This is a genomic window from Empedobacter stercoris (assembly GCF_025244765.1).
Lineage (GTDB): Bacteria > Bacteroidota > Bacteroidia > Flavobacteriales > Weeksellaceae > Empedobacter > Empedobacter stercoris.
The window spans coordinates 2,992,850-3,017,706 of record NZ_CP104209.1; the positions used below are offsets into that span (position 1 = coordinate 2,992,850).

19 protein-coding genes and 1 pseudogene are annotated in these 24,857 nt (G+C 31.2%); 12 read left to right on the forward strand and 8 right to left on the reverse strand.

The window, feature by feature from the left end; all coding sequences use genetic code 11:
- Window positions 1–88: 88 nt before the first annotated feature.
- Window positions 89–819 (reverse strand): annotated as a pseudogene (locus tag NZD85_RS14295) (SDR family NAD(P)-dependent oxidoreductase).
- A gap of 398 nt (window positions 820–1,217) precedes the next feature.
- Window positions 1,218–1,994: a lipopolysaccharide kinase InaA family protein gene (locus NZD85_RS14300; RefSeq protein WP_188319010.1), complete on the reverse strand. Its 777-nt coding sequence runs from the start codon at window positions 1,992–1,994 to the stop codon at window positions 1,218–1,220.
- A gap of 95 nt (window positions 1,995–2,089) precedes the next feature.
- Between NZD85_RS14300 and NZD85_RS14305 the strand changes: the two genes are divergently transcribed.
- From NZD85_RS14305 to NZD85_RS14325, 5 genes are all read left to right on the forward strand, one after another.
- Window positions 2,090–2,884: a DUF5672 family protein gene (locus tag NZD85_RS14305; protein ID WP_260542538.1), complete on the forward strand. Its 795-nt coding sequence runs from the start codon at window positions 2,090–2,092 to the stop codon at window positions 2,882–2,884.
- Window positions 2,885–2,949: 65 nt separating this feature from the next.
- Window positions 2,950–3,498: an L-threonylcarbamoyladenylate synthase gene (locus NZD85_RS14310; RefSeq protein ID WP_260544602.1), complete on the forward strand. Its 549-nt coding sequence runs from the start codon at window positions 2,950–2,952 to the stop codon at window positions 3,496–3,498.
- A gap of 31 nt (window positions 3,499–3,529) precedes the next feature.
- Entirely contained in the window at window positions 3,530–4,951 is a 1,422-nt protein-coding gene (locus tag NZD85_RS14315) for a CCA tRNA nucleotidyltransferase (RefSeq protein WP_260542540.1), read from the forward strand.
- 3 nt (window positions 4,952–4,954) lie between these two features.
- Window positions 4,955–5,467, forward strand: a complete 513-nt coding sequence (locus tag NZD85_RS14320; protein WP_171623319.1) for an IS1096 element passenger TnpR family protein — start codon at window positions 4,955–4,957, stop codon at window positions 5,465–5,467.
- Window positions 5,468–5,616: 149 nt separating this feature from the next.
- Complete coding sequence (locus NZD85_RS14325; RefSeq protein WP_260542542.1) at window positions 5,617–11,709, forward strand: alpha-2-macroglobulin family protein; 6,093 nt, start codon at window positions 5,617–5,619, stop codon at window positions 11,707–11,709.
- 39 nt (window positions 11,710–11,748) lie between these two features.
- Here NZD85_RS14325 and NZD85_RS14330 read toward each other — a convergent pair whose 3' ends face one another.
- From NZD85_RS14330 to NZD85_RS14340, 3 genes are read right to left on the reverse strand one after another with little or no spacing between them, the layout of a single operon-like run.
- Complete coding sequence (locus NZD85_RS14330) at window positions 11,749–12,384, reverse strand: DUF4197 domain-containing protein (RefSeq protein ID WP_260542544.1); 636 nt, start codon at window positions 12,382–12,384, stop codon at window positions 11,749–11,751.
- Between the two features lie 39 nt (window positions 12,385–12,423).
- Window positions 12,424–12,735 (reverse strand): DUF4197 domain-containing protein, encoded by a 312-nt coding sequence (locus tag NZD85_RS14335; RefSeq protein WP_260542546.1) that lies wholly within the window; start codon window positions 12,733–12,735, stop codon window positions 12,424–12,426.
- A 49-nt stretch (window positions 12,736–12,784) separates the two neighbouring features.
- A complete protein-coding gene (locus NZD85_RS14340; protein WP_260542547.1) occupies window positions 12,785–14,371 on the reverse strand; it encodes a peptide chain release factor 3 in 1,587 nt (528 codons plus the stop codon).
- Window positions 14,372–14,488: 117 nt separating this feature from the next.
- On the opposite strand from NZD85_RS14340, the gene NZD85_RS14345 reads away from it, so the two are divergent.
- Genes NZD85_RS14345 through NZD85_RS14355 form a run of 3 tightly spaced genes read left to right on the forward strand, consistent with a single transcriptional unit; the run spans window position 14,489 to window position 19,422 of the window.
- Complete coding sequence (locus NZD85_RS14345) at window positions 14,489–17,656, forward strand: T9SS type B sorting domain-containing protein (protein WP_260542549.1); 3,168 nt, start codon at window positions 14,489–14,491, stop codon at window positions 17,654–17,656.
- Window positions 17,657–17,673: 17 nt separating this feature from the next.
- Window positions 17,674–18,633 carry a PorP/SprF family type IX secretion system membrane protein gene (locus tag NZD85_RS14350; protein WP_260542551.1) on the forward strand — a complete coding sequence of 320 codons (960 nt, stop codon included), beginning with the start codon at window positions 17,674–17,676 and terminating at the stop codon, window positions 18,631–18,633.
- 33 nt (window positions 18,634–18,666) lie between these two features.
- Window positions 18,667–19,422, forward strand: a complete 756-nt coding sequence (locus NZD85_RS14355) for a GLPGLI family protein (RefSeq protein WP_260542553.1) — start codon at window positions 18,667–18,669, stop codon at window positions 19,420–19,422.
- A gap of 31 nt (window positions 19,423–19,453) precedes the next feature.
- On the opposite strand, the gene NZD85_RS14360 is transcribed toward NZD85_RS14355, so the two are convergent.
- From NZD85_RS14360 to NZD85_RS14370, 3 genes are all read right to left on the reverse strand, one after another.
- The gene (locus NZD85_RS14360; protein ID WP_260542555.1) at window positions 19,454–20,395 is read right to left on the reverse strand and encodes a PstS family phosphate ABC transporter substrate-binding protein; all 942 of its coding nucleotides are present in this window, start codon (window positions 20,393–20,395) and stop codon (window positions 19,454–19,456) included.
- Window positions 20,379–20,573, reverse strand: a complete 195-nt coding sequence (locus NZD85_RS14365; protein ID WP_171623327.1) for a C4-dicarboxylate ABC transporter — start codon at window positions 20,571–20,573, stop codon at window positions 20,379–20,381. The genes NZD85_RS14360 and NZD85_RS14365 overlap by 17 nt, the downstream gene beginning before the upstream one ends.
- A 173-nt stretch (window positions 20,574–20,746) precedes the next feature.
- Window positions 20,747–21,697 carry an energy transducer TonB gene (locus NZD85_RS14370; RefSeq protein WP_260542558.1) on the reverse strand — a complete coding sequence of 317 codons (951 nt, stop codon included), beginning with the start codon at window positions 21,695–21,697 and terminating at the stop codon, window positions 20,747–20,749.
- Between the two features lie 121 nt (window positions 21,698–21,818).
- Here NZD85_RS14370 and NZD85_RS14375 point away from each other — a divergent pair, with 121 nt between their 5' ends.
- The 4 genes from NZD85_RS14375 (at window position 21,819) to NZD85_RS14390 (ending at window position 24,856) form a co-directional block, all read left to right on the forward strand.
- Window positions 21,819–22,469 carry a carboxypeptidase-like regulatory domain-containing protein gene (locus tag NZD85_RS14375; RefSeq protein WP_260542560.1) on the forward strand — a complete coding sequence of 217 codons (651 nt, stop codon included), beginning with the start codon at window positions 21,819–21,821 and terminating at the stop codon, window positions 22,467–22,469.
- Window positions 22,470–22,580: 111 nt separating this feature from the next.
- On the forward strand, window positions 22,581–23,552 hold the full coding sequence (gene trpS / locus NZD85_RS14380; RefSeq protein WP_260542562.1) for a tryptophan--tRNA ligase: 972 nt from the start codon (window positions 22,581–22,583) through the stop codon (window positions 23,550–23,552).
- A 118-nt stretch (window positions 23,553–23,670) separates the two neighbouring features.
- Window positions 23,671–24,000 carry a HesB/IscA family protein gene (locus tag NZD85_RS14385; protein WP_260542564.1) on the forward strand — a complete coding sequence of 110 codons (330 nt, stop codon included), beginning with the start codon at window positions 23,671–23,673 and terminating at the stop codon, window positions 23,998–24,000.
- Window position 24,001: 1 nt separating this feature from the next.
- The gene (locus NZD85_RS14390) at window positions 24,002–24,856 is read left to right on the forward strand and encodes a hypothetical protein (protein ID WP_260542566.1); all 855 of its coding nucleotides are present in this window, start codon (window positions 24,002–24,004) and stop codon (window positions 24,854–24,856) included.
- The last annotated feature ends 1 nt before the right edge of the window (window position 24,857 follow it).

A 24,857-nucleotide genomic window follows, 5' to 3' on the forward strand; every position in this document is an offset into this window, starting at 1 on the left:
ATTTTTTTAATATTTCTAAAATACAGTATAAAAATAAAGGAGAAATTAAATTATTTCTCCTTTATTATTTATTTAACTTAAACAGTTTTTAGCGAAGTTTAATGTCGCCACCATCTGCCATTAAGGTCTGTCCAGTCATATATTTGCTGTCTTCACTAAGTAAAAAAGCCACGATTGGAGCAACATCACTTTGAGGATCACCAAAACGTCCTAAAGGAATTTTTTCTACTACGTGATTATAATCTTCAGGGAAGTTCTCTTTCCATTTCTCAACGCCTGCAGTTAAGGCAAGAGGACAAACTACATTGACACGAATATTATCAGCAGCCCATTCATTTGCTGCAACACGACTTAATCCTCGAATAGCTTCTTTTGCAGCTGCATAACTTGCTTGAAATCTACTTCCTTGCAAAGCGGCACCAGAACCAAAATTAACGATAGCACCTTCTGATTTCTTTAATTCGTTGTAGGCAGCTTTCATAAAATTAAGTGTGGCTCTAAAACCTGTATCAAACGAAATTGACCAATCATCTTCAGTAAGTTCCATCAATGGTTTCTGTCTCGAAACATGGGCATTATTCACTAAACCCGTAAGTTTACCAAATTTAGTTAAAGCTAATTCAACAGCTTTCTGTGCAACAGCTTCTTGAGAAACATCACCTTTCCTTCGTTTTTCTTTTCAATCGCTAACCCAGCTTCTTCATTAACATCAACTGCGATAACAGATGCACCTCTTTTTACAAGTTCACTGGTAATTCCACCACCAATGCCAGCAGCACCACCTGTTACAATAATTATTTGATTGTTTAAATTGTCCATAATTCTTGATTTTTTATTATTTAAATAGTTAAGAGCTTTTAGTAAATTTAAGAAAAAATACAGTATAATATAACTTGTGGGGAAATGTTACTTATTTTTAATTATATAGTAATCATATAAAATACTGCTTGTGTAGCTTAAAACTAAACTTCGATAACTTTATTAGGAATAAAAAAAAAACTTCGGTGAGCCTGTCCTGAGTTTATGGAAGGGTTCAACAAGCTTTACTTCAATGCTTTTTAATATATCTTTTGTCTTCCAGACATGACGAAAGCTTAGTTATTAGCTGATGTTATTCTGTAAATTTTGATTTAAGTGTTTTTTGTTATAAAAATGAAGGACAGAAGTGGACAAAACCTGACCAAAAAAGATGAACAAGATTATATTTTTTATCTGTATTATTTGCCTATTAAGGCTTTTAATTTCTTTTTTCGAGCTTGTTTTCGATGAAATTTAAATTGAAACTCTTCCGTTTTGCTCCACATCGCATTTATTACCTTCTGTTCTGGTTTATGAACGAGTATTGCATATTCTTTCGCCATTATTTCAACCATTTCTTTGTGTGGTGTAAGGCGAGAAAAGTTTTTCATTCTTGTTTCAAAATTCATTGAATCATGAAAATTCATTCGATTCAAATCAACTAAATAAAATTCGTATTGATTATCTCCGATTTGTTTAATTAATGTATTTCCAGGCGAATGATCCAAAAATTCAATTCCAGCTTCGTGTAATTTGAACGTAAAACGAGTAAATTGTTTTAGAATTTCTGTTCTATTTGGCCATTTTTCGTCATGTACCAATTCGCGATAAGTTAAATCCGCATCAACTAATTCACAAAAATAATAACTTTCTCTAAAACTAAGTGTTGATGTATTCTCAATAAACGCAATTGGGTAGGGCGTCAAAAAACCTAAATCGATTAATTTATTCGCATAGTCGTACGAACGTTTTGCTTTTGATTCTCTAAAAAAACGATAGACAAATTTGTTGACAATATTCGGAATTTTGAAAGATTTTATAGTGGCAATTTTTCCCGATTCTAATCTGGTTTTTTTGATAGAATTTCGTGTTCCTTTTGCAATATAATCATCAATCAAATCATAACTGTTTATAATAGATTTGATTTCTTTTGATGTGGTTTGATAATTATTATTTACGACAATTTTTTGTGTCATTTTATAAAATCTTGTAATTAATATAGAATAAAACTATATTTCATTTTAATCTGTCAAAGATATGTTTAATTTTGTTGAAAAGTGTTTTTAATACTATGAATAATTTGAAGAAAGTAGCAGTGGTTATTCCAATTTATAGAGATTTTTTGGATGAATTCGAGAAAAAATCTTTAGAAAGTATTCTTCGTCATTTCAATGATTTTGAAATAATTTTTGCTGCTCCTGAAGGAATGACTATTTCAAGTTATTCTCCTTATTTAAATAGAATAAATCATTACAGTTTTATCTATTTTGGATCTGATTGTTTTAAATCAATCGATGCTTATAATCAATTATTATTAGACGAAAAATTTTACCAAGTATTTACTGCATTTGAATTTATTTTAATTTGCCAGCTAGATGTTTATGTTTTTAAAAATAGTTTAATTGAATGGTGTAATAAAAATTATGATTATGTAGGAGCCCCATGGATTGGTAGTGAACGCAATTTTATAAATTTAACATTCGAAAAAATAAATGAAATAATTCGTTCTTTAAAGGGTAAAAAACTTAAAAATACCGAACGTCTTTTTAAAGTAGGGAATGGAGGTTTTTCTCTGAGAAAAGTGCAAAAATTTGTAGAAATTTCAAAAGAAGAATCCAAACAAATACATTTATTTTTAGATACAAAATCTGACTCAGATTATCATATAGAAGACGTATTTTGGTCGTTATATGTGCCTAAAAAATATCCAAACTTTAAAATTCCTAATTGGAAAGAAGCATTGGATTTCTGTATGGATAGAAAGCCTAAAAAGGCAATGAAATTGAATATAGGACGTTTACCAATGGCTTGTCATAGATTTAACCAACCAATACCTTATCAGTTTTGGAAAAAATTTATAGAATAGTTCCTAATTATAAATTCCTACAATACCTTTGCAAACAAATTTATAAAACAATTAATATGTCAGATATAAACGAAATTGTAGCGAAGCTAAAACAAGGAGAAACAATGCTTTATCCAACGGATACGATTCTTGGATTAGGTTGTGATGCGAAGAATGAAGCTGCAATCGAAAAGATTTATCAGATAAAAAATCGTCCTTCTTCAAAATCATTGATCATTTTGGTTGATTCGCCTAAAATGTTACAAGAAATTGTGGAGGTGCCTGAATTAGCGTGGGATTTGATTGATTTGAATGAAAAACCAATTACCATTATTTACGATAATCCAAAAGGTTTACCTCAGTCATTAATTGCAGAAGACAATACAATTGCTATTCGTTTGACAGAAGACTTGTTTTGTAAAAAAATAATCGGAAAATTAGGTGGGCCAATTGTGTCTACATCTGCTAATTTATCAAGTGAACCTTCGCCAAAAGTCTTTTCAGAAGTGAATCCAACAATTTTAGAACAGGTTGACTTTTATCCCGAAGAAACCAAAACCTTTGTGCCTCAGTTTACTGCGTCAACAATAATTAAATTAGGTCTAGATAACGAAGTAAAAGTTATTAGAGAGTAGTTTTTTATTTCAAAACTTATACTTTTGCAAAATGAAAATCTTAGAAGCCGTATCCAATCCTATTTTTAAAAATGTAGCAGAAGTTGCTGATGAAATTAATCAAGAAACTTATGTTGTAGGAGGATTTGTACGCGATTATTTGTTGAATCGTGGTCAAAAAAAAGACATCGATTTTGTTACTGTTGGAAACGGAATACTATTAGCCAAAGAATTGGCCAAAGCATTAGGAAATACATCACCCGTTTCAGTTTTTAAACGATTTGGAACAGCAATGTTCAAATACAAAGAAATTGATTTAGAATTTGTAGGTGCGCGTAAAGAGAGTTATTCTGAAGATAGCCGTAAACCTCATGTGGAGGATGGTACATTAGAAGATGATCAAAAACGTCGTGATTTTACAATTAATACGCTGGCAATTTCAATGAACAAAGAAAACTTTGGCGAATTGATTGATCCCTTTAATGGAGTAGAAGATTTGAATAACAAAATAATCAAGACTCCATTAGAACCTAATATTACCTATTCTGATGACCCATTGCGTATGATGCGTGCAATTCGTTTTGCTGCACAGTTAGGGTTCGAAATAGAAAAAAAATCTTTTCAGGCAATAATTGATAATGCTGAACGTATTAGTATCGTGTCTTTTGAGCGTGTGATGGATGAGTTTCAGAAAATTATGATGACAGAGAAACCATCTGTTGGATTATTGTTATTGGAACAATCAGGTTTAATGCAACATATTTTACCAGAATTGGTTGCGTTAAAAGGAATTGAAGAAGTAGAAGGACAAAAACATAAAGATAATTTTTACCATACGTTAGAAGTGGTAGATAATATTTCTATACACACCGACAATGTCTGGTTGCGTTGGGCAGCTTTATTGCATGATATTGGAAAAGCAGTTACAAAACGTTTTGATAAGAATGTAGGTTGGACATTTCATTCACACGAATTTGTTGGCTCTAAAATGGTCCTAAAATTATTCAGACGATTAAAATTACCATTAGGACCACAAGTTAAATATGTTCAAAAATTGGTCATGATGAGCTCTCGACCAATTGCAGTTGTAACAGATGACGCAACAGATTCAGCATTGCGCAGATTATTGTTTGATGCAGGAGAAGATTTTGACGATTTAATAACGCTTTGCAAAGCAGACATTACAACAAAAAATGAACGTAAACAAAAACGTTTTAAACAAAATTTTGAAGTTGTAGAACAAAAAATTAAAGATGTTGAAGAACGCGATAGAGTTCGTAATTTTCAACCGCCAATTTCTGGAGAGCAAATCATGGAAATATTTAATATTCAGCCAGGAAAAGAAATTGGAATACTTAAAAATGCCATCAAAGAAGCAATCTTAGAAGGCGAAGTCGAAAATAATTATAATTCTGCCTTAGAATTTGTAATTAATATGGGAAAAGATTTAAATTTGGAACCGAAAAATATTTAGAAAGTGATATATAAAATTCGAGTATTCCTTGATTCAAAAGAGGATGTTTTTAGAGACATAGAAATTAAGGAGAAGCAAACATTATTTACATTGTACAAAGGGATCATAAGTGCCTTTAGTTTACAAGGTGAGGAGTTGGCATCATTCTATGAATTAGATGAAGATGGAAACCAAACAAAAGAAATTCCTTTAGAGGATATGTCTGATGATGGGACAGACGAAACAATGGCAGATTTCTATATCAAAGAAGCTTTTATTAATCAAGGTGATCGTATGGCTTTTGTATATGATTTTATGGAAATGTGGACATTTGTTGCAGAATTAATTTCAGTAGAAGAAAAACCAGCTGTACTTAATTACCCATTAACTGTTTACCGTTTTGGGTCAATGCCTCTTAAAGCGCCTAAAAAAGACATGTTAGTTGATTTAGATGACGAAGATGAGATTGATTTTGCAGAGGATGCTGAATTGAATGATTTACAAATCGACGATGATTTAGACGTAGACGATTTATAAAAAGTAATAAATCGACTTATATATCAAAAAATCTGAATGGAAACATTCAGATTTTTTTTTGTGCTATCTATCAAACGATTGCTGATTATTTTACTTCTTCAACCAACCATTTTTCCGTAACTTGCATCTACTCATAAAAGAAAAACTCTATGAAACAATTCTTGTTTTTACTATTAATTTTAACCAACTCGATGCTTATGGCTCAATCCCCAACGATTGATCAAAAGTGGAAAGAAATTGATCAACAAATGCAGAATGGTCAATTCAAATCTCTCCAACAAAAAATTGATGAATTAAAAACTTTATCAAAAAAGGGGAACAATCAACAAAGTTATTTGAAAGCCTTGTTTTACGAATCAAAAATTAAAGTTGCAACTTCTGATGAAAAAGACGATGTTAACTTCGTTTTTGATTTGTTTAAGAAAGAATTAAACGAAAAATCAAACGTTAATAATGCCATTACCAATTCGTATTTGGCCGATTTGTATCAATTGTATTTCAACGAAAACCGTTGGAAAATCAATAGTCGTACAACTATCGAAAATCAAGCAACAAATGATGTTAGATTTTGGACAGAAGAAACGTTCAATAAAACGATTAATAATTATTTTTCGAAATCAATTCAACCAAAAAATGAATTAATCAATGCAAAATCGCAAGAGTATAAAATGATTTTGAACCTTGCAGATGACAAGAAAAATGCACAAGAACAATTGGATTTAACGCCAACATTGTATGATATTTTAGTCAAAAAATACATCAATTATCTGAATCAAAATGATGAAAAAGACAAAGCAAATCAATTGCTTAATGATTTGGTTCAATTGAATACACAAAAAAATAACGAAAATGCAGTTTTGTATAATGAATTGATTTTAATTGATTCAAAACGTGGTTCGACTTCGGTTCAAGAAATTATTAAACAAAAAGAAATTTTAGCAACTAAATATCCAAAAGCGTGGTATTCATCTTATGTGTACGCAACTTTAGCGACAGATTATTATGGTTTGGAAGAAGATAAATTGGCGAATGTTAAAAAGATATTTGATGTACAGGAAAAGATTGCAAAACAATATCCTAATTCTGAAGAAAAAAGAGTTGTTGACAATTTGGTTTCGAAGATAAAAGCGCAAGAATTAAATGTGTTAGCAGAGAAATATATCAACGATAATCAGAATACGCCCATTCAATTAACGCATAAAAATATAGACAAAGTTTATGTAAAAGTATTGGCTTATAATGCAGGTTTTGATGATAAACAAAAATCGCAAATATTAAATGTTTACAACGAAAATCGAATTACAGAAGCCCAGAATTTTCTAAATAGTCTAAAAGTTGTTGATCATTATACAATTGATGTCAAATCGTTTGAGGATTTTCAAAATCATTCGACAATTGTTAAATTAAATCCACTAAAATCTGCTCGTTATATTGTCCTTTTTTCGAATAATTCTGAATTCAAAATTAACACAAAAGATGACATCGACTATTTAGATATCATGGTTTCTAAATATGCGATTAATTCGTTGAATGATAAACTATCAGTTGTCAATCGCGAAACTGGAAAACCAGAAAGTACTATTTCTGTAGAGTTTTCTAATTTAACAAATTACAATAAAAAGGAATTCAAAACATTGGTTTCTGACAAAAATGGAATGATTCAAATTCCATCTGGTTGGAGAAATTTTCAGTATCGAGTAAAAGATGAGCATACCATTTATTCGACTTATTATTACGATTATGATCGTTATGATGAGGACGACGAAGATTTTTCAGTTCAAATTTTTACTGATCGCGCGATTTATCGTCCTGGGCAAACAGTTTATTTCAAAGGAATTTATTTTACGAACAAAGGAAAAGAACGCCAAGTTTTACCGAAGAAAAAAGTTACAATTTTCTTAGAAGATGTTAATGGGAAAGATATTACAGAAATAGAATTAACAACGAACGAATTTGGTTCTGTAAATGGAAATTTCGTTTTACCTGCCAATGGATTAACAGGAGATTTCAGAATTTATGCAGAAAATGATGATGTAGATGAACTTGGTTCTCATTCATTCAAAGTTGAAGAATATAAACGTCCAAAATTTAAAGTAGAAATTGAGAAAAATAAAGGTGTTTATAGTTTAAATGACAAGGTAAAAGTAGAAGGAAAAGCAATTGCTTTCTCGGGAGCAACTATCGATAATGCTAAAGTTTCGTACCGCGTTTATAGACAAGAAATTTTTACATTTTGGCCTTGGTATCGTTCAATTCCAGTTGGTCGTGGCGAACGCGAAGAAATGACATTTGGAGATACAACAACCGACGCAGAAGGGAAATTTAACTTTGAGTTTGTCGCAAAACCAGCTTCGGAGAAAAAGAAAGATGAGGTAAGAACCTACAATTATTTTATCGAAGTTAATGCTACGGATATCAATGGAGAAACGCAATCAGAATCTTCTTCTGTTAAAGTTGGTGACACAAGAATGACTTTAACTATTGCTATTTCTGAGAAAACGAAAGCAGATGAATTAAATTCGTTCAACGTTGAAGTGAAGAATTTGAATGATGAAAAATTAGATGGTAAAGGACATATCGAAATTTATTCGTTAAACGCGCCAAAAGAAATAGTTCGTCGTCAAAAATTTACAACAGATTACAATTTTTATTCGAAAGAAGAATTCAAAAAAATCTTTCCGAATGAACCTTACGGTGACGAAATGAATCCAAAAACATGGACAACAAACCAAAAGGTTTTCGAAAGTGATTTTGATACAAAAATTTCAGATGAAATTAAATTCAATCAAGCTTCAAATTTAGAAGAAGGTTATTATGTCATCAAAGGTTTTGTGATGGATGGAACACAAAAAGTTGAGGTGGATAAATTGATTTATGTTTCGAATGAAAAGAAAGCAAATGAAATTAAAACACTTTTAGCTGTTTCGCCTAATAAATCGACTTATGCTCCAAAAGATGTTGCAAAAATTGAATTTAAATCTGGTTCAAAAGATACGTATGTGTATTATGAAGTAGAAGCGAATCAAACAATTATTGAGAAAGGTTTCTTGGATTTAAGTGAAAAATCAGTGGTAGAAATTCCGATTAAAGAAGAATATCGTGGCGGAATTTATGTGAATTATGCGATGACGAAATTCAATGATGTACGAACAGGAAGTCTTAATTTGGCAGTTCCGTTTACCAATAAACAACTGAAAGTTTCGGCTGAAGTTTTACGTGATAAATTGACGCCAGGCGCAAAAGAAAAATGGCAATTAAAAATCGAAGGTCCAAATAAAGACAAAGTTTCGGCTGAAGTTTTAGCAAGTATGTACGATGCTTCGTTGGATCAATTTGCGTCGAATTCTTTAGATTTTAATGTATATAATTTCACAAATTCAAGAAGAAATAATCCATTTAATCTCTATCAATTTTATTCAACAAATCCTTCTCGAGCAATTTATTATCGTACAAATTATGATTTTTATGCAAGAGGATATGCAGGATTAGATCTTAATTTATTTGATTTTGGTTTCAATCAATACCGAATGAATCGAATGATGAGAAAATCTGCTGCACCAAATCAGCCTTCTACAATCACAGAAAGAGTTGAAGGAATTCAAATGGAACCTGCTGCTGATGTAAGTTTAGAAGGTTCTGTTGTAACAGCTTTAGGAATTACAAGAGATAAAAAATCTTTGGGATATGCATCTTCTGATTCAATTTCAATCAGAGGAATTTCATCTTCTGATAATCCAAACGCACTTTACGTTGTAGATGGAGTTGTTTATGATAAAGCTCCAGAGCTTAATTCAGATGATGTTCAATCAATCAATGTGTTGAAAGGTGAACAAGCAACAGCTTTGTATGGCGCAAGAGGAGCAAATGGAGTAATAATTATTACGACGAAAAAAGGAGCAAACGCAGCTTTAGATCAAGTAAAAGCACGTACAAACCTAAATGAAACAGCCTTCTTTTATCCAAACTTAAAAACGGATGCAAAAGGAAGTGTAATTATAGAATTTACAACGCCAGAAAGTTTAACAGAATGGAAGTTTATGGCGATTGCACATACACCAGATCTAAAAACAGGTTATTTAGAACAAAATGTTCGTACGCAAAAAGATTTGATGGTGGTACCAAATATGCCTCGTTTTTTACGAGAAGGAGATAAAATTTCGGTTTCATCAAAAATCAATAATTTATCAGATAAGGTATTAAACGGTTCTGCGAAATTGATGTTATTTGATGCGTTTACCAATCAACCAATAGATGCGCAATTTAAGTTGACAAATGCTACTCAGAATTTCTCTGTTGCAAAAGGAAGTTCGGATCAAGTGACATGGACAATTGATGTTCCGAAAAATGTACAAGCGGTTGTTTATCGTGTGGTTGCTTCTGCTGGAGATTTCTCGGATGGAGAAGAATCGGCTTTACCAATTTTAACAAATCGTATGATGGTAACAGAAACGTTACCAATTTACGTCAAAGAAGGTCAAAATAAATCGTTCCAATTTGAGAATATGATCAACAATAAATCGACTTCGTTGGATCATTTCAAATTAACGTTTGAGATGACAACCAATCCAATTTGGTATGCCGTTTTCTCGTTGCCTTATTTGCGCGAATATCCTTACGAATGTGCAGAGCAAGTGTTCTCACGTTTATATGGGAATATGATTTCGGAAAAAGTGATTAATTCGAATCCAAAGATTAAAGCTGTTTTTGATGATTGGAACAAAAAGGGTGAATTGAAATCAAAATTACAATTGAACCAAGAATTGAAAAATATCATTTTAGAAGAAACACCTTGGGTAAAAAATGCGGAAAGCGAAGAAGAGCAAAGGAAACAAATTGCGGTTTTATTTCAATTGAATCAAATGCAAACGGAAATGAAATCGGCTTTCCAAAAATTATCAGATAAACAACAATCAAATGGAGGTTTTGCTTGGTTTGATGGAGGCCGTCCAAACGAATATATTACAACTCATATCGTTTCAGGATTCGGGAATATGAAGAAAATGGATGTAAACTTCAAAGCATTTGAAATTGATGTAAATCCATTAATCAAAAAAGCAATTCAGTATATTGATAACGAGAATTTAAATCGTTTCAAAGAATTCAAGAAAGATCAAAAATCATTCAAGAATATCGTTTATTCAGACGGTTTACATTATTTATATGCGCGTTCGTTTTTCTTAGAAGATTATCCGATGTCGAAAAATTTAGAAGAAATGAAAACAGCGATGTTAAAGAATTTAAATGATACAAAATTAGAGTTGTCGTTGCAACAAAAAGCAATGGCTGCAATTGTAATGAATCGTTTTGGAATGCAATCTGCGGCTAAAATTGTGGTCAATTCAATCAAAGAAAAAGCGGTGGAATCAGATGAAATGGGTATGTATTGGAAAGAAAATCAACCGGGTTGGTTTTGGTATCAAGCACCTGTAGAAACGCAAGCTTTTTTGATTGAAGCATTTGATGAAGTTTCGAAAGATGAAAAATCAGTCGAAGAAATGAAAGTTTGGTTATTGAAAAATCGTCAAACAAATCAGTGGAATTCAACAAAAGCAACAACAAAAGCAGTTTATGCATTAATGAATTTCGGAAAATCATGGATAGATGCTGACAAAGGAATTACTGTAAAAATTGGTAATACAAATTTCGATTTAGACAAAAACTCGCAAGCTGGTTCTGGTTATGTGAAAACTTCTTGGAACAAAGAAGAGATTAAACCAGAAATGGGTAAAGTTGAAGTTGCTAAAACTTCTCCAGGTGTAGCTTGGGGAGCGATGTATTGGCAATATTTTGAAGATTTGGATAAAATAAAATCTGCTGAAACTGGAATTCAGTTTAATAAGAAATTATTCGTTAAAACAAATTCAGCAAATGGTCCAGTTCTAAAAGAAATTACAACGTCTACACCGATAAAAGTAGGCGATATTGTAACAGTTCGTTTAGAAATTTCTATCGATCGTAATATGCAATTTGTTCACATCAAAGATATGCGAGCAAGTGGTTTCGAGCCGGTGAATGTGCTTTCTGGATACAAATGGAAAGGTGAATTTGGGTATTATGAAAGTACGCGCGATGCGGCAACTAATTTCTTTTCGGATTATATGCGCAAAGGAACGTATGTTTTCGAATATGATTTGAAAGCGAATAATGCTGGTAATTTCTCGAACGGAATTACATCAATGCAAAATATGTATGCACCAGAATTGAGTGCGCAAAGCGAAGGGATTCGTGTTGAAATTAAATAATCAATTCAATCAATAATTTTAAAAGAGCTGTGAGTAATCTCAGCTTTTTTTTTCAAAGTACTGTGGAGTCTTATGGAGCTCGACATTCTTTATAAAATTATTATTTTTAAACTTATAAAAACATTTGTTAATACAATAACACACAAAAAAATCGCTACAAATTGTAGCGATTTTTTTGTGTGTTATTTTTTTAGAAAGAGATCCGAAAACCTGCTGTAAGATAGAGGTTGTTTGCAAAGCTGAATTATTTCTAATTTCATTTTCTTTTTCAGCAACCATATTAAATACACCATTTAATGTTTGTTGTGTAACATACGCATTCAGGTTTGGTTCTATCTCGTTTCCTGTTAAGGTATTGTATTTTGTGATCAAATTGTTCCAAACTTTATCCGCACCAACTTTACCTAAAGACGCTTCTACTTTTGGTTGAAAAGCGTTTGTTAAATCGGTATTTGTTTTCAGTTTTAAATAATTTGTAGCCGAATTATTTCCACCCAACAAAATATCTTTTGCATCGGTAATTGTCATCGATGTTAAAGCATTTACAAAGATAGGCGCTGCTTCAGAAACAGCATCTTCAGCGGCTGAATTCAATAATTTGATTCCTTTGTCCGCTAAACTTCCCATTCCCAATGAACGCAATGTTTTTTCTACGTTTTGTAATTCTTCTGGCATCAAAATTTTTGCAACTGAATTATTATAGAAACCATTCTTTTAACTCAACGATTTAATTCCATCCGTTAACCCAATCGATAAGGCTTCTTTTAATCCAGAAGCTACGGTTGAGTTTGATAAACCATTTAATTTTGTCAAGGATTCAGCAGAAATAGTTTTTGTTTCTGTTGGTCCATTTACCACTTTTATTGAGTCAACTTTTACAGTTGAGTTATTCTCTTTCGACGTAGTTTGAGAGTTCGTTTTTTCGACCTCTTTCTTTAAAGTTCCAAAAATTGATTTCAAATCTTGAGCACTTGCTTGTACAGTAAAAGCAGAAATCAGTGTTACGCTTAAAATGATTTTTTTCATTTGGTTTTTCTATATTATCTCAGTCGTTATTCAATTTTCTGACCAAACTTTAAAATTCACTTACAAAATGTAATTTTACTGATGGGAATTTTTCTTGTGTCATTTGAATTGTAAAAGCAGAATCCGCTAAGAATACCAATTGATTAAATTTATCTCTTGCTAAATAACGTTGTTTAACGCGTTTAAATTCTAAGAATTCTTCTGATTTATCGTTTTCAACTTCTACCCAACATGCTTTGTGTACAGAGAAATTTTCGTAAGTTGCTTTTGCTCCATATTCGTGTTCCAAACGATATTGAATAACCTCGTATTGTAATGCACCAACAGTTCCAATTACTTTACGGTTGTTCATTTCTAACGTAAATAATTGCGCAACACCTTCGTCCATTAATTGATCAATTCCTTTTTCCAATTGTTTTGCTTTCATTGGATCATCATTGTTAATGTAACGGAAATGTTCTGGTGAGAATGAAGGAATTCCTTTGAAACTGAATTTTTCTCCTTCTGTTAACGTATCTCCAATTCTGAAATTTCCTGTATCGTGTAAACCGACAATATCTCCTGCGAACGATTCGTCAACAATTTCTTTTTTATCTGCAAAGAATGCGTTTGGTGCGGCAAACTTCATGTTTTTACCTTGACGTACGTGAAAATAGTTTTTGTTACGCTCAAATTTTCCAGATACAATTTTAATAAACGCTAAACGGTCGCGGTGTTTTGGATCCATATTTGCGTGAATTTTGAAAACGAAACCAGAAAACTTGTTTTCATAAGGCTCAACAATTCTCAAATCTGTTTCTTTTGATTGTGGAGTAGGTGCAATATCAACGAAAGCATCTAACAATTCGCGGACACCAAAATTATTTAAAGCTGAACCAAAAAATACAGGTTGTAAATTTCCGTCCATATATTCTTGCATATCAAATTCTGGGTAAACACCGTCTATTAAATCGATTTCATTACGAAGATTCTCGGCGTAAGTTGTTCCGATTAATGTGTCTAATTCTGGACTTGATAAGTCTTCAACTTTCGTTGTTTCAGAAACTTTTTGTTTATTATCTCCAGAGAAAATATTGATGTTTTTCTCCCAAATATTATAAATTCCTTTAAATGTTGCTCCAATACCAATTGGCCATGAAAGTGGTGTTACTTGTAGATCTAATTTTTGTTCTACTTCGTCCATCAAATCAAACGCATCTTTTCCTTCACGGTCCATTTTATTAATGAAAACCAATAACGGAATTTTACGCATACGACAAACTTCTACCAATTTGATTGTCTGTTCCTCAACCCCTTTTGCAACGTCAATTACAACAATTGCAGAATCTACGGCAGTTAAGGTACGGAAAGTGTCTTCAGCGAAATCCTTGTGACCAGGCGTATCTAAGATATTAATTTTTTTTCCTTTGTACTCGAATGCTAAAACCGAAGTAGCGACAGAAATCCCACGTTGACGCTCAATTTCCATGAAATCGGATGTAGCTCCCTTTTTAATTTTGTTACTTTTTACAGCCCCAGCTTCCTGAATAGCTCCACCAAATAACAACAGTTTTTCTGTTAAAGTCGTTTTACCAGCATCGGGATGGGCAATAATACCAAAGGTTTTTCTTTTATTTATTTCTTGTTCTAAAGACATCTTAATCAAATTTTCAGGTTGCAAAGATAGTTTATCTCGCGAAAATTAGAAACATTATGAACAATAGAATATTCTAACCTAAATTGCGTTATTCTAAAAATAGTTGACGAAAGAATTATGAAAAAGATATTTTACTTTTTACTGTTGATGTTAAGTGGGTTTGTTTGGGGGCAACATCCATTAACTCGAATAGATCCTAATGAATTGAATTTTTATAATATTCCATTAACTCTTAAAACTGTTGACTTAAAAACAACAACAAGTTGTGGAGGGAGAAATGATGGGAGAACTCATGCCGCTATGTTATATTTTAAAGCAGATTACGATTTGGATTTAAAGTTTGATTTAATAGGTCAATTAAGTAGTGATTATGCAATAATAGTTTATAAGGTTAAAGATACAAATGGAGATGGAATTCCAAATGAAGTTTTTCAAACTAATACAACAATTACAGCTTTACGATCTATTTATTCTACACATACAACAAAAAGTTTAGAAGAAAATAGCACAGATTTGTGTGAGTTTTATGGAGATTATGGCACTTCTGATGGAAAAGTAAAAAGTTTAGAGTTTGAAGCAAATAATTATGTGGTAATTGCAATACAGGCAAGTCCGATAGCAGGGACTACCCCTCTCTTTAATCTACATTTGAAAATAGCAAAAACAGTAGATAACCTTGTCTTTGACGATCATTGTTATACAGATGATTATTTATTATCAGATGTGAAGACCAAAATTATAAATGATATTAGAGTTTCAGATCCAAGTATAAATGTAGGAAATATACAGTTTTATAAACCAGACAATACATCTACAAACGATAATATAAGTTATGCTAACGGAGTAGAGCAAATTTTGTATGCAAGAGTTTATGACAATTCTGGTAAATTAGTTTATATCTATAAACCTATAAAATTCAAGTTTATTCCTGAATTGATTTATACAATTCAAAATGCTATAGAACAATTTTGTGCACCTCAAAAAAGATTTATAAAAGACTATTTGATTTCAAAAATATCTTCCAGTAATGTTGATCCAGCTAAATATGCAGATTACGAAGTATATGTTGATGATGTAAAGGTTAATGGATTCGTCGATTTACAAAATTCTACAACATATAAAGTGAAATTAGAATATATTGGAACAGAATTTTGTGCAACAACTCAATTTTCTGATGAAGTTGATTTAAAATTAATTAGTTCTAATCCTACTCTACCAGATGGAAAATTTGGAGAAGTTTGTAATGATGAAACTTTAACTGAAGCACAAATTCTAGCTGCTTTAGGAGTTGATATGACTAATTTTAAATTAGTTAATATGCCAGCTACTCCTTACGTTTTTGTTGGAAATGAAGCTAAATTCAACGTTCAAATTGTAGATAGAACAGATGATACTTGTGTAAGTAATGAAGTTGAATTTACAGTTAAAAAGAAATCTAATGTTTCGCTTAATACTTTACCAGATTTTGTTGATTGTCGTAATGAATTTACTTTTGAGGATTTTAGACATAAGATAGATGAAGTAAAAAATGATAATGACATTACTTTAGAGATTAATTATAATGGAACAAACTATGCATACAGTCAATTGCAAAGTTTATATGATTTAATTATAAGTACGACTACACAAAGAGATTTTGACTTTTCCATTACAGGAAATAAAGCGGGTTTTTGTGAAACTACAGTGCCTTTAAAAATAACGTTAAATAATTCTTCTGTTCCTACAGAATCTTTTGATGTTTTATTCAATCCGGGTTGTTTAGGTGTTAATGAAGATTATACTTTTTCAGTAAACGAAATAAAAGAACACATCAAAGGAGAGTTAGGATTTGTAAATATTGCTGATTTTGATATTTTTAACTTAGATAAATCGCCGATTCAACCTGTAAATATATTAGCGAATTCGAATGAAACGTTAATATTTAAAGTAAAAAAAGTTGGTGAAAGCTGTTTTTCAGAATTGATGACTTTAGATTTTCAAACTATTAATCAACCAAATGTTTCGTCTGCAACCTATTCAGATAAATTCTGTGAAGGGGAAACCTTAACAATTGATGATCATTTATTGAGAGATTATTTCGGGGCAAATGTATCTGATTATAAAATTTTTATTGATGGAACAGAATATATTCAAGGAAATCCAATCCCAAAAGTATTAGGTTTTGAAGGTAATCCTTCTTTGAATATTCCGATTGAGTTTAAAAACAGATTGAGTGATACGTGTTCAACGATTGTAGATTTAACTGTTAATAAAAAAGATGATTTAAATGTTAATGATCCTTCATTAGAGGCATATATTCAAGCGAATCCAATTGTTTTTTGCGAAGGAGAAGATGAAGATGCGAAAAATCAAATACAAGCTATTTTAGATTATATTCAAACTAATTATTCTTTAATAAGTTCTAAAAGAAAAGAAGAAATTTTTGCTGAATTTAATTCAGCTCAAAGTTCAGTTGATGTTGATTTTTATAATTCGAGTTATTGTGGTTTAATTACTTTTCAATTAAACTATCAGAAAAATGCTTTACCTAATATTGAGGTTAAAAATCCAGATCCATTGTGTGCAGGAGAAATATATAAGTTAGATTTTACAACACAAACAGGTTATGAGAATTATAACTATCATGTAGAAAAAGAAGATGGAACCGGAGTTTCAGGAATATATACTTTTGATCTTGATGCAGAAAATTATAAAATTACAATTGAAGATAAAAATTCTGGTTGTTCAGTTGTAAAAACTTTAGAGATTAAAAATACAATACCTCCAACAATCAACAAAATAACTATTAACGAAAAAAGTATAATTGTTTCGGCAAAAGGAAATGGTAAATTAGAATATGCATTGTTTGATTCTACTGGAAATGTAATTGTAGATTGGCAAACGAACAACGAGTTAATTATCCCAAATGAAATTAAAGATAATAATTTTACCGTAAGAGTAAAGCTGAATAATTGTGGCGTTTCTGAAAGAAAAGAAGTTATTTACCTTGCGTTACCAAATGTTGTGACGCCAAATAATGATAGGTTTAATAATGTTTGGCAACCAATGACCAAGAATGGTAAAGTTAACGATACCTCAAATTCGTATAAATTGATTATTTTTGACCGTTACGGAAAACATATTTTATCACAAGAAGGAATTGGTATAATAGAATGGGACGGAACGCATAACGGAAAACCAGTTGCAGACGGAACTTATTGGTATTTGTTAGAATTCTCTAAACAATCAGAGGATTTGCAAGTTTTGTATTCTGGTAGTATATTAGTTAAACGTAAAATCAATTAATTGATTGAAACATATTTATGAAAAAAATAACACTATTCATATTAACGCTATTTTCACTTGCTAAAGTAGAAGCACAACAAGGTTTACCATTTTATAACCATTATTTAGTGAGTGATAGAATGTTAATCAACTCTTCTTATGCAGGACAAGATCCAAATGTTATTTCGATTACAGGGACACATCGCAATCAGTGGGACGATTTACCTGAAAGTCCAAGTACACAAACGGTAAGCGCACACGGAATTATTGTCGATCGTTTGGCGGTGGGAATGCAGTTTTTTAACGATAGAAATGGAGCAGTTAAAATGACTGGATTTGGAATTAATGCAGCTTATCACATTCCAATTGATGACAGAGGTTATGACGGTGATGAAATCAATGTGTTTTCTTTTGGAGTAGGAGCGTCGAATGTTTCGCAACGTTTTGATTATTCTAAAATCATTGCAGAAGATCCTTATGATCCAGCTTTGCAAGAAGATAAATATTCGACCTATTTCGCCAATTTAGGACTATCTTTCAAATACGCAGGTTTCTTTGCAGGAGTTTCAATTTTGGATATTCCATTGAGTCAAAATGTGTATTATGTGAATAATGTAGAGCCTTTACCAACGTGGTATTACATTAATTTAGGATACAAATGGAATGTTGCTGAAGGTATTGCTTTAGAGCCATCGGTGGTTTATAATTTAAATTCAAATTCAGAACGTCATTTGGATATTAATCTAATGTCGCACATTAGTTTTGGCGATAATAATCAAGGTGTCGATATAGGTGTAGGATACAAGCAAGGGATGGATGCTCAAAATAGTAATCCTCTATTTATTTCGCCTATTCTAAAGTTTAAAGTAGGTTCTTTAAAAGCAGGAATTTCATACGATATTGGTTTGTCCGATTATCAAGTGGATGGACGTAAGAACGGAATGTTATTTAGTTTAGGTTTCGATTTACAAAATCCTTGGGGAGCAAGATTTGATTAATGATTTAAGTATAAAACACTAAACAATTATACTATGAAATTATCGTTATTACTTTTTATTCTTTCATTCAATATTTATGCACAAAATATTGAAGTTTTGTACGAAAAGTATACAATTTTTGATGCGCAAAAGTCAAATTATTCTATGACTGTAAATGATGTAAAGCTATCAAAATCAGAGGTTGTAAAAAGACTAAATGAACAAATGAAGATTCCAAAAGAATTTAGTTTAATAACCAATAAAGAAATTTCTAATTATAAAGCGTACGAAAAAATTGATAATAATAATGAAGGATCAAGAACAACAAGCTATACATTATCTTCGAATGGAGGAAATGGTGATTTAGTAAAACAATTTGTATCTGGATTTTATTATCATGAAGCTGATGTTTATGGAAAAAAGTTTGTTATAAAGGATACATTGCAAAACTTTAATTGGGTTCTTACGAAAGAAACAAAAACAATAAATGGATTCAATGTTAAAAAAGCTACAGCAAAAATAAAAGATGTTAATTTAACAGCATGGTATGCAGTTGATTTGCCTTATAAAACTGGTCCGGATAAATATCAGGGATTACCAGGGGTAATCTTAGAGGTTGTACAGGTGAATAATGATGATATTAATACTGTGATTTCTTATAAAGCCGTTTCCATAATAGAAAATAAAAAGAATAAATTAGAACTTCCTAAAAAAGGAAAAATTGTTTCATTAGAAGAATATAAAGTCAATTATAAAGAAATTATTGATAAACAGAATGAAATGATTAGTGAGGGGGTTAGTAAAGATTAATAAAAAAACCTTCCAATTCGGAAGGTTTTTGTTATTGTATCGGTTGTTCTAAATTATTAATCTGAACTTCTCTTTTAAATATGTAATAAGGTTGAAGACTTTCGCGCGTCACAATTTTCTGTCCACGTTGCGATCCCACAAATCGCGTAAATCCAGCGCCAATTCCAAAACCAACTTCATTTTTTAGGATATAAATTTCGCGATAAAAAGGATAAACACCATATTTCAAATTCGGAATAGTTGGTAATGCTAAATTTCCTTTATCATCTGCAATGGCTAATATTTTTACCTTTTTTAGGTATTCTTCAACTTTCGGATTTCCTTTGTCGCTCAAAATATTCAAGCCTATAATCCCGATTGCTGTTTTATCTTTTTGTAAATAATCAATCACTTTTTCTGCATCGCCCATTGCATTTACTTTTGCCCCTTTTTCTACTGTTAATTTTAGTTTATCATTTACAGTATTGTAATTGGCAGAGTTTGGATGATCAAAAACAAAGGTCATTTTCGGATCATTTTTATACAAATTATCTTTGATATCTGTAGTCGTAATAGAATTGATTGGATGATCAACAGAAGTGATGAAAACAGTTGCATCCAATGCAATTACAGATGAGATATACTTGGTTGTCGTTTTGTTAAATAAGTGTTGTTCTTGTGCTTTTGTTAACGGTTTACTAACCATTAATAATGGAATTTTACCTTCATAAAAATCTTTGATTGCTTTTTCTTCAATCTCTTCATTTATTGTGATTTTTACATCTGGATAATCAACCATATACATATTTGCTAACGAATTAGCCAAATTTTTAAAACTTGGATCTACAGTCATTGTCAAATTTCCATATTCGTGTAAAGCTCGTTTAACAGGAGTTTTTTGTTCGGCTTTTGTTAATTTTTCTTTGTCTTTACAACTAAAAGTGGAAAAAACGAGAAAGGCTGAAAGTGAAAGTAAACTAATTTTTTTGATCATTTTTATAAGATTTTATACCACGATATACGCGAAAAGCTCCATAAACAATAAATAAAATCCCCATTAACATCGCGTTTGTATCATCTAATTTGACGATAAAAAACTGATATTTCCAAGTAAAAATTCCGATCAAAAAATAACCGAAACCAATCAATCCGTAAACAATACTCTTATTCATAATTCGCCACGAAGTTACAATTTTATTGTGTTAAGATTGACTTAAAACTTAAATTTTATACGATATATATTCATTTTTAGCTAAGTTTTTTTGAGAAATTATTTCTTAAACAAGATGAAACCATCACACTCAAAAATAGAATGCAATGGTTTCAGAAAGAAAAGTATGATTAATTATTCTGCTGTTTGAAATTTGACAGGGATAGAGAAAATTAAATTTGCATCAGAACCATCTTCTAATTTGGCAGGTGTTATTTTTTTACCTTTTCGTAGAATTTGTTTATTGATTCGTTCTAATGCAGATTTAGCTTCTTTTCCTAAATCTTGATTACTTCCGCTTAACGGTTTTACCTGCGAAATTTCACCATTTTTATTCACGACAAATTGCATTTTTGCAACCGCTGTACTCAAATTATTTCGAGATGCAGTTTCACCAAAATCACTTAATTCATATCCCAATTCTTTTGAGATTTTATCGCTCATACATTTTGTTAAAGCGACATTTCCTTTTTTACTTTCATTTTCACAACCAGGATAAATCGCCATTACAGCAGCATTTTTAGCTGTAATTGTAACATTCGTATTGATCACAGGTTTTTCAACTTTTGGTCCTTCTGCAATACTTGTGTTTTGTCCGCCAGTTTTATTTCCTGTGTCACTTACTTCGCCGCCACCAACTTGTCCAGTTGATGCGATTCCTTCTCTATTTTCTGTTCCAAGATCAACACCTTTCAATTCATTAACAGGTTTTATCGTTTCTTCAACTTGAGGATTCTCTTTTGGTGTTGGGATAACATATTTCACTTGTTCTGTTTTCAATTGAATTGTTTTCTCTTCCATCGGAGGATCTTCTTTTGGTGGAGTTACATCTTCTTTTTTTGGAGGTTTTACAGGGTTAAAATCTTCCATATTAACAGTAACTCCAGGAAGATCAGTAGAAATTGTTGTAGCTTTCATTGCTCTGTTATTTGCATAAATAGTTCCTCCTGTAATTAATGCAACAAGACCAATCCCTACAAAAAGAGATTTCATCAAATCGTGGTTGGCCACTTGTCTCAATTGGTACGCGCCATATTCTTTGTTTCGGTTTTCGAAAAGAATGTCTAAAAAAGCTTTGTTACTCATATCAATATAATTTTAAGGTTAATACTTGTTTTTTCTTTATAGATTCATCTTTTAACAAAAAGGTTGGTTGAGGTTTGAAAAATTTTTAAAAAAAGTTTAATTTTATTAAAAAGTCAATTTTATGGAACTACAAATAGAGAAGAAATGTAAACAGAATTGGATGGAAATGAATTCGGTTTCTGATCAACAAAAGTTTTGTGAGGTTTGCTCTAAACGTGTGCACGATTTGGATCATTATTCATTCAAAGAATTAAAAACTTTTCTGAATGATAATCCTGCCGCTTGTGTAAAAATTAAAACTAGAAATTTAGAACAGTTTAATTCTTATGAAGCTTCTCATTCAATTGCAAATCAATCTAAAAAGTGGTTGCAATTTTCATCTTTAGTGGGATTTTTAAGTTTTTCGACTTTAGCAAAAGCGCAAACAGAAAATGATTCGATTGTAGTGCAAGGAATTATTAATGATGGTAATGGTTTTCCAGAATATGATATTCCTGTGAACCTTAAAAATTCGAAAAATATTGTATATACAAATGAAAATGGTGAGTTTAAAATAAAAGTTCCGAAAAACCAAGATTCTTATACATTAGAATATGGTAGTTTTGGAATTAAAGAATTTACTTTTACAAACCCTTCTGTGTGTCAAAATATAAAAACAGAAACTGGAGATGTTCTTTTAGGTGAAGTTGTTTATCATAAGAAATCACTTTTCTTTAGAAAAATAGGTCGCACAATCACTTGGCCATTTCGACAAATTGGGAAGATTTTTTAGTTGATCCATATGTTTTTCGTCATTCTTGTCAATTAATTCAAATAAACTTCTCGTTACAATTGGTGCATTTCGTTGATTAAGTTTATCTTTGTTCCTTAAATTTTTAAACAAATGCCAAGAATACTTACAGGAGTTCAAGCTACTGGAACTCCGCACTTAGGAAATATTTTAGGAGCAATTTCTCCAGCAATCGAATTAACGGAGAAAGAAGGAAATGACTCTTTCATTTTTATTGCTGATTTACACGCTTTAACGCAAATTAAAGATGCGGAAGTCTTAAAACAAAATACGTACGAAGTGGCTGCAACTTGGCTGGCATTAGGTTTAGATCCTTCGAAAGTAGTTTTTTACCGTCAATCTGATGTGACTGAAACAACAGAATTAACATGGTATTTATTGAACTTCTTTCCATTTCAACGTCTTACTTTAGCGCATTCTTTCAAGGATAAAGCAGATTATTTAGCAGATGTAAATGCAGGGTTATTCACCTATCCAATTTTAATGGCAGCTGATATTTTATTGTATGATGCTGAAGTTGTACCTGTTGGGAAAGATCAATTGCAACATTTAGAAATTACACGCAGTGTTGCAGAGAAATTTAATCATCAAATGGGCGAAACATTTGTATTACCACAAGCAGCAATCGACGAAAATATAATGTTGATTCCTGGAACAGATGGGAATAAAATGTCTAAATCAAGAAATAACTTTATCAATATTTTCTTACCAGAAAAACAATTGCGCAAGCAAGTAATGTCAATTGAGACAGACTCTACTCCGTTGGAAGATCCTAAAAATCCTGACACAGATAATGTTTTTGCTTTATACAAATTATTGGCTTCTCCTGCGCAAATAGAGGAAATGCGTCAAAATTATTTGAAAGGTGGCTATGGTTACGGACATGCGAAACAAGCGTTGTACGAATTGATTTTAGAAAAGTATGCCGATGCAAGAGTTCGTTTTGATGAATTGATGAATGATAAAGATACATTGGATGCGTTTTTAGAAAATGGTGCTTTAAAAGCAAGAGATGTTGCTCAAAAGGTGCTGAAACGTACACGAGTAAAATTAGGATTGAAGTAATTTGATCCAATTTTAGTTGGCGATAAATAATATAACTTAAGCGATTGTTAATATTTATATCGTTCATTATTTGAATTCATTTTAAATAAGTATCTTTGCAATATAAAAATAGAATCAAATGATTAAGGTTTCAGAATCAGCAAAAAATAAAATAATTTCACTTTTACAAGAAGAAGGAACTTCTATCGAGGAGTCTTTTGTTCGTGTAGGAGTTACAAGTGGCGGATGTTCTGGATTAAACTATAATTTAGAGTTTACAAAAGAACAAGGTGCAGATGACAAATTGTTTGACGACAACGGTGTTAAAATTTTGGTTGACAAAAAATCATTTTTATACCTTGTTGGAATGACATTAGAATATTCTGGTGGATTGAATGGAAAAGGATTTGTATTCAATAATCCAAACGCGTCTCGTACGTGTGGTTGTGGTGAAAGTTTTGCTGTTTAAGATGAAAAATTTAGCTTTATTTATTTCGTTTATGATTGGTTTTGTTGCTTCGGCACAAAATACAATTGTAGAAAAAGATTTGATGGTTTTTCAACCAACAGAAACATCTAAAAAGTTAAATAAAGCTTATTCAGAACATTTGTTTTTTGGATTGTTCGGAATAAAACCTTTTATAAAAGCGTTGGATTTGAACGAATCTAAAATAAAAACGATTACCATTACCAATGCATCAAATAAAAAAGTAGCTTATAAAGCAACTTATGATGCAAACGAAAACCTTCTTGATTTCGAATTGACAGAAGAGGTTGCAAAGCCTATGAAAGTAAATTATACTTATAAAGATGGTGTGATTTCTTCGGAAACAATCGAGAGAAAAGGAAGTGAAACAAGAACAAATCAATTTTTTTACGACCAAGATAAAATGTATGTTAAAAATGCAAACAAGCTTTTTGATATCGTTTGGTTAGAAGAAGATGTGATGTTAAAAAAAACATATTTAGAACAAAAAATAGGTTTTGAAGACCGATTGATGCACAATTGTAGAATTACTAAATCATTAGGTCAGGACATGAACAAGATTTGTTACAGCAGTTCAACATTCAAAGTGCCATTCAAAATAAATGAATATACGCCTGATGTTGCACCAAAATCAGAGCGAATTAATTTGAAAGAAGGCGTATGGTCAGAAATTAAATTAATTTCATCAAACAACTATCAGATTTTGAAAAATAATCAATCATTATTTGAAATTATTTTGGATCAAAATCAACGATTAAAAGAATTTAAATTTTTAGGAAATAAAGCTGATAAACAGCAACCTTTACAGTTTAATTTTACCTATACATTTTATAAATAAT